General features: G+C 29.3%; 16 protein-coding genes. 3 read left to right on the forward strand and 13 right to left on the reverse strand.

Translation table 11 applies throughout. The annotated features are described in order from the left end of the window. The first annotated feature begins 13 nt into the window (after nt 1-13). The gene (locus N187_RS01105; RefSeq protein WP_075550301.1) at nt 14-2,932 is read left to right on the forward strand and encodes an insulinase family protein; all 2,919 of its coding nucleotides are present in this window, start codon (nt 14-16) and stop codon (nt 2,930-2,932) included. Between the two features lie 22 nt (nt 2,933-2,954). Here the strand turns inward: N187_RS01105 and N187_RS01110 are convergent, their stop codons facing one another. The 8 genes from N187_RS01110 to N187_RS01145 all read right to left on the reverse strand — a co-directional run bounded on the left by N187_RS01110 (nt 2,955) and on the right by N187_RS01145 (nt 10,020). After that, nucleotides 2,955-3,203: a type B 50S ribosomal protein L31 gene (locus tag N187_RS01110; protein WP_025419440.1), complete on the reverse strand. Its 249-nt coding sequence runs from the start codon at nt 3,201-3,203 to the stop codon at nt 2,955-2,957. A 67-nt stretch (nt 3,204-3,270) separates the two neighbouring features. Then, complete coding sequence (gene rho, locus N187_RS01115; RefSeq protein WP_025419441.1) at nt 3,271-4,815, reverse strand: transcription termination factor Rho; 1,545 nt, start codon at nt 4,813-4,815, stop codon at nt 3,271-3,273. Nucleotides 4,816-4,905: 90 nt separating this feature from the next. Beyond that, nucleotides 4,906-5,313, reverse strand: a complete 408-nt coding sequence (locus N187_RS01120) for a bactofilin family protein (protein WP_025419442.1) — start codon at nt 5,311-5,313, stop codon at nt 4,906-4,908. A gap of 3 nt (nt 5,314-5,316) precedes the next feature. After that, on the reverse strand, nt 5,317-5,643 hold the full coding sequence (locus N187_RS01125) for an HU family DNA-binding protein (RefSeq protein ID WP_025419443.1): 327 nt from the start codon (nt 5,641-5,643) through the stop codon (nt 5,317-5,319). Between the two features lie 11 nt (nt 5,644-5,654). Then, nucleotides 5,655-5,912, reverse strand: coding sequence for a 30S ribosomal protein S20 (gene rpsT / locus N187_RS01130; RefSeq protein WP_025419444.1), 258 nt, complete (start codon nt 5,910-5,912; stop codon nt 5,655-5,657). A gap of 73 nt (nt 5,913-5,985) precedes the next feature. Next, on the reverse strand, nt 5,986-6,807 hold the full coding sequence (locus N187_RS01135; protein WP_025419445.1) for a hypothetical protein: 822 nt from the start codon (nt 6,805-6,807) through the stop codon (nt 5,986-5,988). Between the two features lie 12 nt (nt 6,808-6,819). Beyond that, nucleotides 6,820-7,926 (reverse strand): redox-regulated ATPase YchF, encoded by a 1,107-nt coding sequence (ychF, locus tag N187_RS01140; protein WP_025419446.1) that lies wholly within the window; start codon nt 7,924-7,926, stop codon nt 6,820-6,822. Nucleotides 7,927-7,950: 24 nt separating this feature from the next. Beyond that, complete coding sequence (locus N187_RS01145; protein WP_038443357.1) at nt 7,951-10,020, reverse strand: tetratricopeptide repeat protein; 2,070 nt, start codon at nt 10,018-10,020, stop codon at nt 7,951-7,953. Nucleotides 10,021-10,118: 98 nt separating this feature from the next. On the opposite strand from N187_RS01145, the gene lnt reads away from it, so the two are divergent. After that, nucleotides 10,119-11,693, forward strand: coding sequence for an apolipoprotein N-acyltransferase (lnt, locus tag N187_RS01150; protein WP_025419448.1), 1,575 nt, complete (start codon nt 10,119-10,121; stop codon nt 11,691-11,693). On the opposite strand, the gene N187_RS01155 is transcribed toward lnt, so the two are convergent. Continuing rightward, nucleotides 11,636-12,400 (reverse strand): hypothetical protein, encoded by a 765-nt coding sequence (locus N187_RS01155; protein WP_025419449.1) that lies wholly within the window; start codon nt 12,398-12,400, stop codon nt 11,636-11,638. The genes lnt and N187_RS01155 overlap by 58 nt on opposite strands. Nucleotides 12,401-12,468: 68 nt before the next feature. Further along, nucleotides 12,469-13,074 (reverse strand): deoxynucleoside kinase, encoded by a 606-nt coding sequence (locus N187_RS01160; protein ID WP_038443359.1) that lies wholly within the window; start codon nt 13,072-13,074, stop codon nt 12,469-12,471. A gap of 554 nt (nt 13,075-13,628) precedes the next feature. On the opposite strand from N187_RS01160, the gene glpQ reads away from it, so the two are divergent. Next, nucleotides 13,629-14,651 carry a glycerophosphodiester phosphodiesterase gene (glpQ, locus tag N187_RS01165; protein ID WP_172641796.1) on the forward strand — a complete coding sequence of 341 codons (1,023 nt, stop codon included), beginning with the start codon at nt 13,629-13,631 and terminating at the stop codon, nt 14,649-14,651. Between the two features lie 381 nt (nt 14,652-15,032). Here glpQ and N187_RS01170 read toward each other — a convergent pair whose 3' ends face one another. The 3 genes from N187_RS01170 to N187_RS01180 are packed head-to-tail and all read right to left on the reverse strand — an operon-like array spanning nt 15,033 to nt 17,094. Next, nucleotides 15,033-15,530 carry a YaaR family protein gene (locus N187_RS01170; RefSeq protein WP_025419452.1) on the reverse strand — a complete coding sequence of 166 codons (498 nt, stop codon included), beginning with the start codon at nt 15,528-15,530 and terminating at the stop codon, nt 15,033-15,035. Then, nucleotides 15,520-16,071 carry a bactofilin family protein gene (locus tag N187_RS01175; protein WP_025419453.1) on the reverse strand — a complete coding sequence of 184 codons (552 nt, stop codon included), beginning with the start codon at nt 16,069-16,071 and terminating at the stop codon, nt 15,520-15,522. The genes N187_RS01170 and N187_RS01175 overlap by 11 nt, the downstream gene beginning before the upstream one ends. Next, on the reverse strand, nt 16,072-17,094 hold the full coding sequence (locus N187_RS01180; RefSeq protein ID WP_418214815.1) for a M23 family metallopeptidase: 1,023 nt from the start codon (nt 17,092-17,094) through the stop codon (nt 16,072-16,074). Between the last annotated feature and the right edge of the window lie 160 nt (nt 17,095-17,254).

A 17,254-nucleotide genomic window follows, 5' to 3' on the forward strand; every position in this document is an offset into this window, starting at 1 on the left:
AAACAAATCATAAATGAAAAGAAAAAAAATTTTTAGCTTAATTTCAAAAACCTACCTAGAAGAGTATGATGCTGAAGGATGTTATTTTAAGCATGAAAGCGGATTAGAAATATTTGAATTAAAAAGCAACTCATTTAAAGAGAATGCCTTTGGAATAGCATTCAAAACTATTCCCACAAATAACACTGGAGTCGCCCATATTTTAGAGCACACAATTTTCTGCGGTTCAAATAAATATAAAATTAAAGACCCGTTCCTTTATTTGATGAAAGGCAGTCTAAACACTTTCTTAAATGCAATGACATTTCCAGATAAAACTCTCTATCCAGCAGCATCCACAATCCAAAAAGATTACTTTAACTTATTCAAAATATATGCCGATGCTGTTTTCAATCCATTACTTAAAAAAGAGGCTTTCATGCAAGAAGGTTACAATATAAATCCAACTAACTTTAAACTATCTGGCATTGTTATAAATGAAATGAAAGGTAATTATTCTAATAAAAATTCCTTAATTAACGAAATTGCTATCAACTCCCTCTTTTGTGAAGGTACATACCAATACGACTCTGGTGGCAATCCTATCAATATTATTGACCTTACATATGAAGAACTTATTGAATTTTATAAAAAACACTACACACTAGAAAATTGCAAAATATTTTTATTTGGCAATATCGACACTAATAAAAACCTCAACTTTATTGAAAAATATATAATTAGACCTTACACAAAAGAAAAATTAAATATCAACTATACCATAGATAAAACCACAAGATGGGAGAAAGGCAAAACATTAAGTCACAACATTCCAAAAGAAACTGAAAATACACTCGGAGTATATGCAATAAATTGGCTATGCACTGATATTAAAAATACAAAAGAAAATATTGGACTTGAAATTCTATCAGAAATTCTCCTAGACAGCTCCTGTCAATTCACCATAAACATGCTAAAAAGTGAAATCGGTGATGTAATAGCCGATGTTAGTGGAATCAACACAGACATAAAAGAGTGTGTATTCTCATTCGGCTTACAAAACGTACTTCCAGGCAAAGAAGAAGAATTTAAAAATATGGTTTTTAATGAACTCAAGAATCTTGTTAAGATAAAAATCCCAAAAGAATTAATACAAGGTATTCTCTTTGGTTATGAATTTGCATTAAAAGAAGAAAAAGGACAAGGTTGGTTTATTTCCTTGATGATAAAAAGTTTTAAAGGTTGGATACATGGTATGCATCCAACTGAAACATTACAAATCAATCATCATCTAGATGAGATTAAAAACAAACTAGAAAGAGGAGAACCTTACTTTGAAAACCTAATAGAAAAATACCTACTAAACAATAATCATTACACCTTAATCCATTTCAATCCATCAGATACAATCCTTAAAGAAATGGAAGACAAAATCGAAAAAAAATTAATGGATAGAGAAATTGATATCAAGAAAAATCCAGAAAAACTTGCAGAGTTTACAAAAGATTACAATAAATTTAAAGACTATCAAAAAAAGGCAGACCTAAAGTCCGACATTGTCAAACTTCCCATGATAAAAATAGAAGACTTACCAAAAGAAGTTGAAAAAAGTTTGATTCTTAATGAAACTCCTGAACTTAAAGCACATACATTTGAATTAAAAAAAAATAATAATATCTTCAATGTGTATTTATTCTTTAAATTAGATTTTCTACAAAAAGAAGATTTTATGCATCTCTCTTTGCTAAAGAGGGCCATTCAAGAATTATCTACTCAAAATTATTCCTACGTAGAATTAAATAATAAAATACAAAATACCTTAGGAGAATTCAACATATATGAGAGTTACGAGGAAGATATTCAAGGAAATATGATAAATTTGTTCAATATAAATTTCAAATCATTTAACAATAAAATTCAAGAATCATTTATATTAATTAAAGAAATTTTAATCAATATAAACTTTCATGATTACGATAGATTAAAAGAGATAGTCTTAAGTCTAAAAAATGATTTTAAATCAAGATTAATCCCCAAAGGACACATATTCGCAACAACAAGAGCAGAATCAAAATTAAGTCAAAGCAAATATCTACGAGAACTTCAATTTGGAATTACAGGCAGAGAATACTGGCAAAAAGTCAAAACAGACATAGAATCTTTAAAAGAACTTGCATATAATTTAGAAAATCTAAAAAACAAAATAATTTTTAAAAATAATCTTTCATCATTGCTCATAGGTAATACTAATGATGTCATAAAAAGATTAGAAAGCAAATTATTTATATTAAGAGAAAGCTTAAGTGAAAAGACTTATATAAATACCTCGATTATAATACAACCACCAAGTAATACTTTAAAAGAAATAATTATTATCCCATCGGAAATATCTTTCAACTCAATGTGCTTTGTAAGCTACAAAATAACAGATGAAAATTATCCAAAAATAAATTTCTTAACACATATATTAAGAAGTGGAACTTTATGGGAAAAAATAAGAGTTGTTGGTGGAGCATACGGAGCATTTGCATCCATTACAAACGGAATATTTTCTTTTACATCATATAGAGATCCGAACTTTGTAAAAACATATCAAGCTTTTGAAGCATCCTTGGAAGAACTAGCTAATCATGAAATCAAAAACGAAGAGCTTCTCACATATTTAGTAGGAGTAATTGGTATGAGTACAAATGTAAAAACTAAAGCCACAGAAATATTAGAAAGCTATAAGAGAAAAATGCTAAACATTAGTGACCAACTAAGACAAAACATAAGAAATGCTTACTTTCAAATAACAGGCAGAGACATTAAAAATATCTCTGGACAATTATTATACCAATTAAAACACAAGAACAGCATTACATCTCTTGTAAACAATACAAGCTATGAAAATGAGAAAGAAAAATTAGAATCACTCATTGGAAAAGAATACAGATTAAAAAAAATCTATTAAATTTAACAAAAAGTATAAAAAACTATTTAAGCTTTTTATACTTTTTGTTAAATTTATCAATTCTACCTGCTGCATCCACAAACTTTTGTTGACCTGTATAAAAAGGATGTGATTTACTTGTAATTTCAACAGTAATTAATGGATATTCTTTATTATCATTATATTTAACTGTTTCCTTCGAAGTTAAAGTAGATCTAGTTAAAAACATTGTGCCATTAGCACCATCTTTAAACACTACCAAATTACTAACAGGATGTATATTTTTTTTCATAAAGTCCCTCTCAACTTAAGTTAACTTAATCAAAGTTTATTCTAAATTTCAAACAAAGTCAATTTTACTAATCCCCATTACTCATAGTCTTTAAGAAAATTTCATTGTTTTTACTCTTTTTCATTTTTTCAACCAAAGCCTCAACTCCCTCGTAATCATCAACACCACCTAAAATTTTCCTAATAAGCAAAATTTTAGAGCGTTCCTCTTCATTTAAAAGCAGCTCTTCTTTTCTTGTCCCAGATTTCTTAATATTGATAGCAGGAAAGAGCCTTCTATCAGCTAAACTTCTATCAAGAATCAACTCCATATTACCAGTACTCTTGAATTCTTCAAATATAACTTCATCCATCTTACTACCAGTATCAACTAAAGCTGTAGCTATAATAGTAAGACTACCACCTTCCTCAATATTTCTAGCAGAACCAAAAAACCTTTTTGGCTTATGCAAAGCATTAGAATCAACTCCTCCTGAGAGTATCTTACCAGAAGTTGGCATAGTCTGATTATAAGCTCTTGCAAGTCTCGTAATAGAATCTAAAAGAATAACAACATCCTTTTTGTTTTCAACAAGCCTTTTTGCCTTCTCAATAACCATCTCTGCAACTTGCACGTGCCTACTAGCTTGCTCATCAAAATTAGATGCAATTACCTCTCCCTTAACACCACGAATCATGTCAGTCACCTCTTCGGGTCTCTCATCAATGAGTAAAATCATTAAGACAATGCCTGGATAATTTGTAGTAATTGCATTAGCTATTTTTTGAAGCAAAGTAGTCTTTCCAGCTTTTGGAGGTGATACTATTAATGCTCTTTGTCCTTTTCCAATAGGAGCAAAAAGATTAATAAGCCTAGTGGAGATATTACAATTCTCATATTCAAGATTCAACTTTGAATTAGGATATAAAGGGGTTAAATTATCAAAAGGTATCCTATTTTGTGCAAACGTAGGATCTTGAGCATTAATGCTCTTAATCTTAATCATTGCAAAAAATCGCTCTCCATCTCTTGGAGACCTGATCTGCCCATATAAAATATCACCCGTCCTTAAATTAAAAAGCCTAATCTGAGAAGGTGAAACATAAACATCATTACCTCCTGAGAGATAAGAATTAGATGCTGTACGTAAAAAACCATACCCATCACTCAACACATCGAGAACACCAGTAAATAAAACATCAATATTATGTTCAGTTAATATCTTGACAAGCAGAAATATTAATTCTGTCTTTTTCATTGTTACTGCAATAGTATGATTAGTACCAAGTCCTTCAACAACTTTCCTAATTTCAGTAATTGGCTTATCATAAAGACTGTCAATAACTATAAAATCTTTGCCATCTAAAAAACTAATAATATTACTTTGTTCAAGGGTCTTAATACTGCATTCTAAATCCGGATCAGACATATCATAATCAAAATCCGATGAGCCCCCATGAGATTCTTTTAATTTATCAATATCAGAGTTCTTAAGTCCACCAGAAACAGATTCTTTCTTAGTGACAACCTTAACCACCTTTTTCTTAGAATGATCATCAATTTTTAATTCCTTAGAAGAATTTAAACGCTTCATTTCATCCTCTAAATCAAATTCCTCAAATTTTTTATCCATAATCTCCTCTATGAGATAATTTTTAAGAAGGGTATTTTATCAAAAACTATCAAAAATAATAATTAAACATTAAATAAACATAACACTAATTCATTGTAAAGTATCTTTTAGTTGTGAAACTGTAAAAGAAAATAAATCTATACTCTCATTAGACTTAATCATCTCACACTTACCATCAAAGACTATATTATCATTAATAAATATTTTTTTTGCCTTAACATCACCATATATCTTACAACCACTATTTAAATAAACCTTATTACTAGCATTAACATTGCCCTTCAAAATTCCTTCAATTATTAACGTATCGCACATTACTACATCTGTAACAACTTTACTGTTTTTGCCTATAAAAAGTATTCCTCTTTTTGAAAATATCTCACCTTCAAAAGAAGAATCAAGATATAAAGCGCCTTCAAATTTTAACTTCCCCCTAAAAATCAAGCTTGAATCTAGCCTACAATCCCATTTGTAAGAACCTTCAAAATTAACAGGCATTAACTATCCCTTAATGCTCCATACTCGTTCTTTTAAATCTTTCCCTGGACGAAAATAAGCAACATAATGATCATCAACGTTAACATATTCACCTGTTTGAGGATTGCGAGCATTTTGACGACCCTTTCTTTTCCTAAGCTCAAATGTTCCAAAAGATCTAAACTCTATAACCTTATTAAGACAAAGACTATTTTTAAGCTCTTCAAAAAAAGCATCAACTACAAGTCTTATATACTTTTTTTCTAATCTTTCGTTACCATTTTTAATATTTAAAGATATTTGGTCTACAATATCTGATTTAGTAATTTTGGGTCTTCTTGAAAAAGACATAAATTAATTCCTTACCGTAATAACAAAATACTCAAATTTGACTTTTTACGCGCAGCTTTATTCCTATGAATTATTCTTTTCCTAGCAGCAGTATCTAATTTTTTTGCAACAAAATTAAAAAATTTCAAAGCTTCTTCTTTTTTGCCTTCCTTTATAAGACTCCTACAACGTTTCTCTATCGTCTTTAACTCACTCTTAACACTCACATTTCTCAAATTCCGTTTCAAATTCTGACGAGCTCTCTTTAATGATGATGGATTATTGCCCAAACTAAACTCCTTAATGCAGCAAACATGATAATAAATAAATATATCAACTAATCATAATATAGTCAATCATATATTAAGCACAACCATTACAATATTTCTCAATATAAGCAAATACTTTATGTATCGAATAAGACATTCTCTCATTTCTGATATATAACTTTTGAAAAGCACCTTTATGATTATAAATAAAAGACAAATAACTATTTTTACAAAGCCCATAACCATGAATAGACACATTATCAAAAAATTTATAAAAGTATTCTTTCCCAGAAAAGATTTTTCTCTCATAAACAGAATTCTGTCTAAACTCATAAAAAATAACCAAATCTTTAATAACTAAAATATCATCTATCAAAACCTTAATACCAATAAGTAAAATAAGAAAAAATATTATTATACTACTGAATGCAATATAATATACAAGAATGCTAGTTAAGAGTTGAAATAAAAATACCAATAAATAAATACCCGAGATATAATACCTCATTGGAAACTCTTGAGCCTTTGCAATAAATAAATCACTCTTAATATTCCTAAGCTCCCTTAAAAGCTTGCTTAAATATTCTTTTCTTAAAAAACTCACTTTTATTTTCAATCCATTATTTAAGCCTAAAACTAAAGTATTATCTAATAATCTTTTTTCAATCCATACAATATCATTAAAATCAAAATTAATCCTGAAATAAAATTTTTTATAAAAAATTTTATTTCCCTTATAATCAATCTTATAAAAATATCTTAGACAAGAAATTATTACAAAAAAACTAATCAAAATTAAAACAAGGATAAAAGTACCAAAAATATTGCTATATAACAACATGTAAAATACAGAAAGACTCGCATTAAGAAGAAAAATAAAAATCAATCTGATTTTATCAAAAAACAACTTATTCATATTAATATTACATTAAACATTAAACTTAAAGAAAATTATATCCCCATCTCTTACCAAGTAATCTTTACCTTCAAGCCTAAGACGCCCTTTCTCCTTTACACCTTGAACACCCTGAAACTCAACTAAATCGTCAAATGAATATACTTCTGCTTTAATAAAACCTCTACGAAAATCACTGTGAATTATACCTGCAGCTTCTGGAGCTTTCATTCCATTCATAAAAGTCCAAGCCCTAACTTCTTGCTCGCCCGCCGTAAAATAGGTTCTCAAGCCCAAAGCATAATAGGTTTTTCGTATTAAATTGTTAAGACCACTATCCTTTATTCCCATAAACTCAAGCATTTCCTCACGCTCACACAAATCCTTAATCCCAGCAAGTTCTGCCTCAATCTTAGCACACAAAATTAAGCAATCATTACCTTCACTTAAAGCTATATCCCTCACAATATCTGTATATTTATTACCACAAAGAGAATTTTCATCAACATTACAAAGATATATAACCTTCTTAATAGTCAAAAGATTTAAAGATTTAATAAAATTATATCCAAATTCATCAAACTTAAATTCAATTGCCGGTCTAACATCCATCAAATGTTTCTCAAGACTCTTAAGCATAGTAACAATCATCTTTGCATTATCACTAACCTTTTTATCAAAACTCTTTACATTTTTTTCATTTTTTAAGATGCTCTTCTGTACAGTATCAAGATCTGCAAGACATAATTCTGTATTAACTGTGCTTATATCTCTTTGTGGATTCACATCTCCATCAACATGAATAATTTCTCTATCTTCAAAACATCTAACAACATGTACAATAATAGAAACTTCACGAATATTTGCAAGAAATTTATTACCAAGTCCTTCCCCGTTGGAGGCACCCTTAACAAGACCCGCAATATCAACAAATTCCATTACAGCAGGAACTATTTTCTTTGATAAAACCAAACTAGCAATTTTTGGAAGCCGCTCATCAGGAATTTCCACTATACCTATATTTGGATTAATAGTACAAAAAGGATAATTAGCAATATCTGCTTTTGATGCTGTCAAAGACGAAAACAAAGTAGATTTGCCAACATTAGGCAATCCAACTATTCCTACATTAAGTGACATAAATCAAACTCCATAAATTAAAATCTAATTAACTAAATATGCAAATTCGCCTCTACCTACCTGTTGATTAAAATTCACTTCGACAGACAGATTGTAATATCCATTAGGTTCTTGGGGACCTGGATAATCATATTCAAGCAAATAAGTTCCTGTTTTTTGTTCCATCATCAAATCATAAACTTTAGACACTCCTTCATAAGATGAAAAAGGAATAATTGCACCACCGGTTTCATTCACTAAATATTGAAATTTAGAATCAACAGGATTATTTCCAAATAATATTAAATAAAATCTAATATCATTATTCTTATAGTAACTTAAAATAGTACCCATAGAATATCTATCAAAAGCAGATCGACTTAAAGCCCCATTACTAAAATAAAGCACAGCCCTTCTTGCACTCTTTGACATAAGCTCAGAACCTGCAAGTTTAAGACTAACATCGGTCTTTACATAACTCGAATCATAATTTCCAAGAGAATTTGTCTTATGAATAGTACTTACCAAACTCTCAATATTATCTACCAAAGGCACACTTGTTGCATTTATAAAACTAAATTTCTTATTCTTTCTAGACTTTATAAGGGTATTCACACCCATAATCTGTTCTGACTCATAATCTTTCATAACAAAAGATTTATCAAAAACAATTGCAATATTCATATTATTAGAAGTATTAATATCATAAGCAACTTTAGGCTTAACAATGTAATATTCTTCATTAGCAATCGCAAAATTCTCGCTCTTTAAACCTATTACTGGCAAGCCATTTCTATTACTAACATTAAGCTCAACATAAATTTTAGAACCTCCAACTCTAATCACTCGACGCACATCAACATTTAAACTATCATAAACACTAACATCACTTTTATAAATCGAAATCTTAGCATTGTCAAAGTCTGAAACAATCATTTGATTATTAACATCAACAATTGAAGACAAAATTTTGGAATCAATCTTCTCTGCTTTTAAAAGTCTAACAAATGTTTTTCTTAAAACACTGTACTTATAAACACCATACTTTGAAGATATAATAATATTATTGCTCGCAAAATCACTACTAAGACCTTCTATCCCCTCAAGGGAAGTTGCAATAGAATACAAATGATTACCACTAGTATCAAAAACCTCAATGGAATTTTTAGGAGCATCAGCAACATAAATATTTCCATTTAAATATGTAATACCTGTTGGACCTAGAAGCCCCATATACCCAACTGTTTTAATACCAAAATGTAAAATAAAATTACCCTTAGTATCAAATTTACTTATTCTCTTATTTCCCCATTCACTAACATAAATATAATCTCTCCCATCAACTGTCATATACTGAGGAGCAAGCAATTCACCAGCCTCAGTACCTTTTTTCCCAATTGAACCTCTTTTAATACCAAAAGTTTTATCATATATGCCAATTTCATCATTTGAATAAAGTGTAACATACAAGAGATCACCAAGCTCAATTACGTCATAAGGTGACTTCAAAGAAGTAATCCCATCCTTAATCAAAACATTAACATTGTTATTAGCATCAAAATGTAATATTTCATTTCCTACAAAATTAACAGCATAATATCCACCATATTGATCAGCTTTCAAAGATGTAATCTGGCATCCATTTGGCCGTCTATAAATAGAATTACTAAGCGAAGCAACTTGAATGAACCTTTCAACATCAAGCTCATTATTCAATGATATGCCTCTTCTCTGTTCAATTATAGATATTAACTGCCTAAAATAAGCTGCCTTATACCCTTGGGATTGCAAATTTCGCCACTCTGTCAAAGCTTCTTCAATATATCCCAATCTATAATAAACATTACCTATCCAAAAATGATAATTAAGATTGCTGGGATCAAAACTTAAAACCCTCTTCAAAGATAATAAAGCATCATCATAACGCCCATTATTATAAGAATTCAGTGCCCATTTAAACTCTTCTTGGGCATCATTGTTGGTAACTATAGCCTGAGAATGTAAAACAAATACACTACAAAAAAATAAAATACACACATTAAAAATTATATTAAATATCACTCTCTTTATACTTAAACAAACACTATATAAATTTGATATTATCATACAAAACATATTATATTTATTATACTACGCAATGGTACATATTAATATCTGTAATACTTAATATGCAATACGTTTTTACAGACAAAGAGTAGTAAAAAAGAGATGAAATGAAAACAAGATACTTCTACCTAGCTGCATTTTCCGGAGTACTAACAACTTTGGCAATTCCAAATGAATTGAAAAACATGGGATATTCAAGCATTGGTTTAGTCGCATACATACCACTTTTCATGGCACTAATACAAATCAAGAATAAAACAACTCTCATTCATTTAACAATATTTTACTTCTTAATAGCCAATAGTCTACAAAATTTTTGGCTTGCATTCTTTCATTCATTTGGACCAATTACATTCTTAGGAGCAGTATCTGGATATATCCCTTACACCTTAGTTTTAGGTTATTTGCTATATTATTCATTGAAAACTTTTAAGAATCAAACATTAACTTTGGCCATACTTTTCACATTTTATGACTACTCAAAATCAATCGGATTTGCAGCATATCCTTGGGGATTTTCAGCATTCATGGTAAATAATTTCAATGATTTAATACAAGTAGCTGACATTTTTGGTGTCTTTTTCATATGTTTTGTTGTTTACTTTCTTAACGCAGGAATTGCAAATTTTATCATAAAACAAAGTAAAACAAATACATTAAGTGTGTTACTCTCAATCTTATTAGTAAGTACATCTTTTGCCTATGGAATCATTAAAAAAATAGAATTAAATCCAATTTTAAGTCAAGAAATAGACACTCTAAACATTGCAGCAATCCAACTTAATATTGATCCTTGGTTGCTTGGAAATCATAAAGAAGGCATTAAAAAATCTATAAAACTCACAAAACAAGCCTTAGAAAAACATCCAGATACAGAACTTGTACTTTGGAGCGAAGGGGTATTAACCCTGCCATTCGATTCTTACACAGATTACATTTTTTATGATAAAGAACTGCTCGAACTATATGATTCAATAAACAAATTGATAATAAACAACAAATCCCACTTTGTCATCGGTTCACCTTCCAATAAGGATCAAAAATTATTAACACATCAAAACTCAGTTTATGCAATTAAACCCAATCTTAAGATAGAAAATATATATTCTAAAATATTCTTAGTTCCTTTTTCAGAAAAAATACCATTTTATGAATATCAATTTGTAAGAAAATTTTTCCTTCAAAACTTTAACCTTGTAGGACAAATTAATGGTAATAGGCTTGAAATCTTTAAACTAAAAAAATTCAACTTGGGTCTATTAATATGCTATGATGATGCCTTCCCAGATCTTGCAAGAAACTATAAAAAACAAAACGCAAATCTATTATTAAATTTTTCAAATGACTCGTGGTCACACACAAATTCATCAGAATGGCAACACTTTGTAGTAGCGAAATTCAGAAGCATAGAAAATGGAATTAAAACTGTTAGAGCTACAAACTCAGGAATAACCGCCATAATAAATGAATATGGAGAAATTGTTAAAAACCTGGAACCATTTAAAGAAGGATATCTAATCTCAAGAATAAAATTGCCTCCAAGATTCACAACAATCTATGAATACATTGGAGACTTATTTATATATGCCCTGGCAATAGCAATCGTAATTATGACGCTAAGATCTTATTTTATTGAAAAAAGTACCCATTTATCATTCTTATTTACAAAACATAAAGTCTGAACATCTTTCCAAAATGGGATATTCTTAGTAACATCACTTTTCTTAGCTTTAACTATAACATTATAAGAGGAATCTGTATTTTTCATAATTTTTAAAGATTTGAGGTCATAAAAATCATCAACTGCAAGATAACTCAAATTGTCTTTACCAACGTCATTTAAAGCAAGCCCTAAATCTGAAATCAAACCAGCTTTAGGCTCAACCTTTCCCAAAATTTCAACTTCATCAGCTATAACAGAACTAAGTAAATTTAGATTCTGCAAAAGAAGAGCTCTCACAAATTTGCCGAAATGAAATTTAACTGTCTGTTCTTTATGTTTCTCCCTCTCCCTATCTGCAATATACTCTATCTTAGGAGCATTTGTTATTTCACTAATTTCAATCTTATCATGAGTTATCCCCGGAATATCATCGAGCTTAACATCATCAAATGAAAAAAAACTAGACTCACTCTCCAATTTCATCCTAGAATCAATTCCCTCTACAGCAGCTTTAAGATCAACTTCTTCTTTCAATTTTGGATAAATCTTCAAAGCCTTTTCTTGAAAAAGTTTACCCTTCTTAACTTTACCAACATCAATGTATCGCTGTCCAACTTCATAATAAAAAATAGCAAACTCTTTTTGTTTATCATCAAGTAAAGAACTATTTCCTGCAAATAAACTTGTAAAAGCAAAAGAAAAAAACAATAATACCAATTTTTCCATGCTAACCCCCACTAAAATCTAGATATATTCAAAAAACAAAACTTAAATTATAAACGATTCATAAGCAATTATATTACAAGTTTATCTTTAATGAAAGAAATAAGCCTACTTTTATGTTTATCATCAAAAATATTGATGCTATTGTAATCGAACCTCAATTTAGGCGATAAATTATAACTATCATACCAGCTTAAATATTTCTTATGAAGACCCTCAAGATACTCTCTAGGAATACCTGTCTCAAAAGTCCTATTTCTATTCTTAATGCGACGCTCAGCTTCATCAACACTACAATCAAGATAAATCATCAATACGGGCCTTTGAGAATGTTCCAGCATATTATCAAGCAAATCAAGATATATCTTATATTCATAATTGGAAATATATCCACTATCATTTAAAAGAGAAGCAAAGACACGATCACCATAAAGAGACCTATCAAGTATACCCCTTCTTGTAGTCTTAAATATACCCTTGAGAAGCTTAAATCTTTCATTTAAAAAATTAATCTGAACTGAAAAAGCCCACCTGAACTTATCCTTATAAAATTTATCTAACATAGATAATGTAAATTCATTATTTAATTCACTGTAAAAAGGAATATCAAGCTCATTAGATAAAATATTCCCAAGAGTAGTTTTTCCTACTCCAATTAAACCTTCAACTACAATCACCAAACTTGCCTCCAAAATTACTAACTAATAATTAATGATAATTAAAAATAACATCATCTAAACACATAAAAACATAAATTATTAAAAAAAGATCAAGTAACAAAATATTTAAAAATACGACAAAAGCTTTAACAAAATCAAAAACTTTTCCTAATGAAATTATAGGAATTGAAACTACAAATGACTGAAATAATATTTGTGACTGATATTCTTACTACAACACTTACATATTAGTAATCACCAAAAAATAACTCAAAACTTACAACTATTCTCTCAGAAAAAATAGGACCCTTTAATCTACAGGCCTGTTATGCTTATTAAACTTCATCTTGACCTCACACCAAAAAAATTAGGCACTGCTACAAAATTTACAAAACCATTTAGATATACAGGATAATATATTACTGCTAGTACCATTGCAGAATTTGTGTTGCAATATTTTAGTTGAGATGTTTACTTGTATCTATTAATAGCTGTATATATTGACAATAATATTCATAAGCCTAACAAAATGTACTATAATGTAGTTATCACAATATAAGAGGTTAAATTAAATGAAATTAATAAGATTTAAATTACTAATGTGCGTAATGAACATTTGTCTTATCACTTCCTGCGAAAATGAAAAAATAAGTATGAACAAAAAACCACCATTAGTCATAGCTCACAGAGGTGCCAGCGGATACCTGCCAGAACATATTTTAGAATCTAAAGCATACGCTTACGCTCTAGGAGCTGATTACCTAGAACAAGATGTAGTTTTGACAAAAGATGATATTCCTATTATTATGCATGACCCAGAAATTGATACAACAACAAATGTTGCAAAATTATTTCCCGAAAGAGCTAGAGAGAATGGAAGATATTATGCTGTTGATTTCACGCTAGACGAACTTAAATTACTAAATGTTAGCGAAAGATTTGACCCTGAAACTAGAAAACCAATATATCCTAACCGTTTCCCCTTAAATGAGTACAATTTTAAAATTCCAACTTTAGAAGAAGAAATACAATTGATACAAGGACTTAATAAAAGTACAGGAAAAAACGTTGGAATTTACCCTGAAATTAAAAAACCACTATGGCATAAACAACAAGGTAAAGATATATCTAAAATCGTAATAGAAATTTTAAATAAATATGGATACAAGTCAAAAGAAGACAAGTTTTATCTTCAAACATTCGACTTTGATGAATTAAAGAGAATAAGAGAAGAACTTGGATATCAAGGAAAACTCATAATGCTTATTGGCGAAAATGACTGGGATGAAGCACCAACAGACTATGAATACATTAAATCAGAAAAAGGTATGGAGGAAGTTTCAAAATATGCTGATGGAATTGGACCTTGGATACCCCAAATCATAATTGATGGAAAAATAACAGATCTTACAAGATTAGCACATAAATATAATATGGAAGTTCATCCTTACACATTTAGAATTGACGAATTGCCTTCATATGTAAAAGATGCAAATGAGCTATTAGACCTATTATTTAACAAAGCCAAAATAGATGGCATATTTACAGATTTCACTGACACAGTAGTACAGTTTATTAAAACAATAAAACTATAATTCAAAACAGAACATCTAATTTTATAGAGAAAAATGACAAAAAGCATAAAAGTACTTAATAAGCAAGATTTTGATTTTATCTTATGTAAGATAAAATTTTAATTGTAACAAATGCATCCTTATTAATATAAATTGAGGCTGCATTTGTTACATTCATATACAGCACCTCAAATATCCTTACTACTTGGGATTAAGTTAGTACCTTATGTAATAAGATAAATAACAACAGAATCTTATTTGTTATATTCTGATATTTCAATAGATAAAACTAGAGAAAAATCTAATAAGTTAGAAAGTGAAATTAAATTCATAATAGAAAACATAAATAATTACTTTTATAAATCAAAATAACGCTATACATTATAAATATTAACTCCACTCTTATCTAAGCAAATTGACAAGTAATCCTTGAATTTCCTCAAGACTACTTAAAAGCTTAATCTGAGAAACTTGATTTTGCAAAACAGAATAAGCAAGTTTGTCAAGCTTTTCATTAATAATCCTAACAATTCGATATTTGGGTCTCTTGTGCTCTCCACTATTACCTCCCCTTTGTTCCTTAAGAGAAACAGAGAATGATAAAACAACAGATAAAAATTCCCCTATAGCTTTTCTATAAAAAACCACATTTTGACGAGAAGGTTCACTTAAGAGCTTTTCACCAACATTATTAATTTTGTCTAACATATACTTAATTAATTCAAGATTAAACTCACCATTTTCAAGAACAATAAAATGCTTGTCTTCTTTTATAAGTTCAGATCTCAATATAGAAGAAAAAATACTTGATTTATTAGTAGTACCAACCTTTTTCTTAGTAGTTTTATAATCATTTAAATCTAGATTTAAAGCTCCTGCAACTAAGTTATTAATCTTCATCTCTCTTGCTCATATCATTAAATAAATACTTATCACCATCATCCATACCAACATTTTTAGATGCTTCTTCACGCTTCATTCCTTTATTCACCTCAATCAAAATATCTTCATTAACCTTATAAGAACCTGTATAAATTAAGACATCCTTTTCAGAAAAGCTAAGACTTTCAATACCAATATTCATATACCCATCAATAATTGCACCTTCCTCAACCTCGATTGACCGACATGAAATACTACCAATAATACATCCCGATTGAAAAACTTTAATCTTATTACTAGCATACACATTGCCAAGAATTATACCAGAAACCACAACCTCATTTGCATTAATATTTGACTTAATTCGTCCTGTCTCTCCAATTATAACCCTTTTGGTAGAATTAATAGTCCCTAAAAAATCACCATCAATTCTAATAAAATTATTTGAATTTAATTCTCCTTTAAAAAAATCACCTTTTCCAATAATTGTCTTTACCTCATCAAAAAGAAAAGACGATGAAATATTATTATCCTTCTTAATACCCAATAGATTCAACATTTACTTCGAAGCCCCCGTTGCTAAATTTAAATACATATCAGGATTTACAACTTGAGATCCTATGCGAACCTCATAGTGCAGATGTGGACCTGTCGAATATCCTGTCTGACCAAGAAAGCCAATAACTTGACCCTTCTTAGCATAAGAACCCTTAGAAATGTTCAAACGAGACATATGAGCATAAAGGGTTGAAAGTCCATACTTATGCTTAATTTGAACAAAATTACCATAACCTGTCACCTGATAACTAGCTCTAACCACTTCACCATCAGCAGCTGCCACAATGGCTGTCCCAATCCTCACGCCTGCAAGATCTATACCTTTATGAATATACCATTGTCCGGTGAAAGGCTCAATAGCCGGCCCAAAATGCAAAGAAACAATACCATCACCTTTAACAATTGGCCAAAGAGAAGGAATATCATTTAATAATTTATTTTGAGAGTGAAGTAATTGAACTATATTCTTAAGAGGAGAAATTGAACCCTCTATTGTATTCTTAACATTTCTAAGATCATTTAATTCTTTAAGTACATTGGCTTCCAACATTTGCAAATCAATAAAATCTGCAAGATCCCCATCTAATTTACTCCGATTAAGACCAGCATTATTACCCTTTATTTTTAAGGAAGCACTAAGTTCATCTAAAACTTTAGAAAAATTACTAGCAACAGAATTAATCTCTACAACTGTATTTCTAAAATCCTCAATCTCAGACTCTGCAAGTGCATAGCTTTTCTCAGTAGACTTAACAATAGATTTAAGAGTAACATAATTAACGGAAAGCAAAACAAACCCTATAAAAATCAAAATAAAAAACAAAAAAAATAAAAATAGAGTTAAAAAAGAAATCTTTATAGTTTTAACATCCCCCTTAACATGAGGAATAATCATAAAGCTAATGTTTTGCCTAAAAAAAGAATAAATATTATTTAAAAGCTTAAAAAAGAAACCAAAAATTATAAAAAAGACTTTATCTAATTCTTTTAAAAACGATAAAATTTTAAAGCCTCTTCTTCTCATCACAATCCTCTCACCACACACTCACTAATAAACAGAGGTTTTTAATATTTAAGCCTATTTGAAAGCCATAAATCTTGATTTAATGGTCTAACATCAAATAACAACACCACTAAAATTTACCTCCCATATAACTACTATCATATCCATTAAGTCATAAACC

The sequence above is a fragment of the Borrelia anserina Es genome, from assembly GCF_001936255.1.
Lineage (GTDB): Bacteria > Spirochaetota > Spirochaetia > Borreliales > Borreliaceae > Borrelia > Borrelia anserina.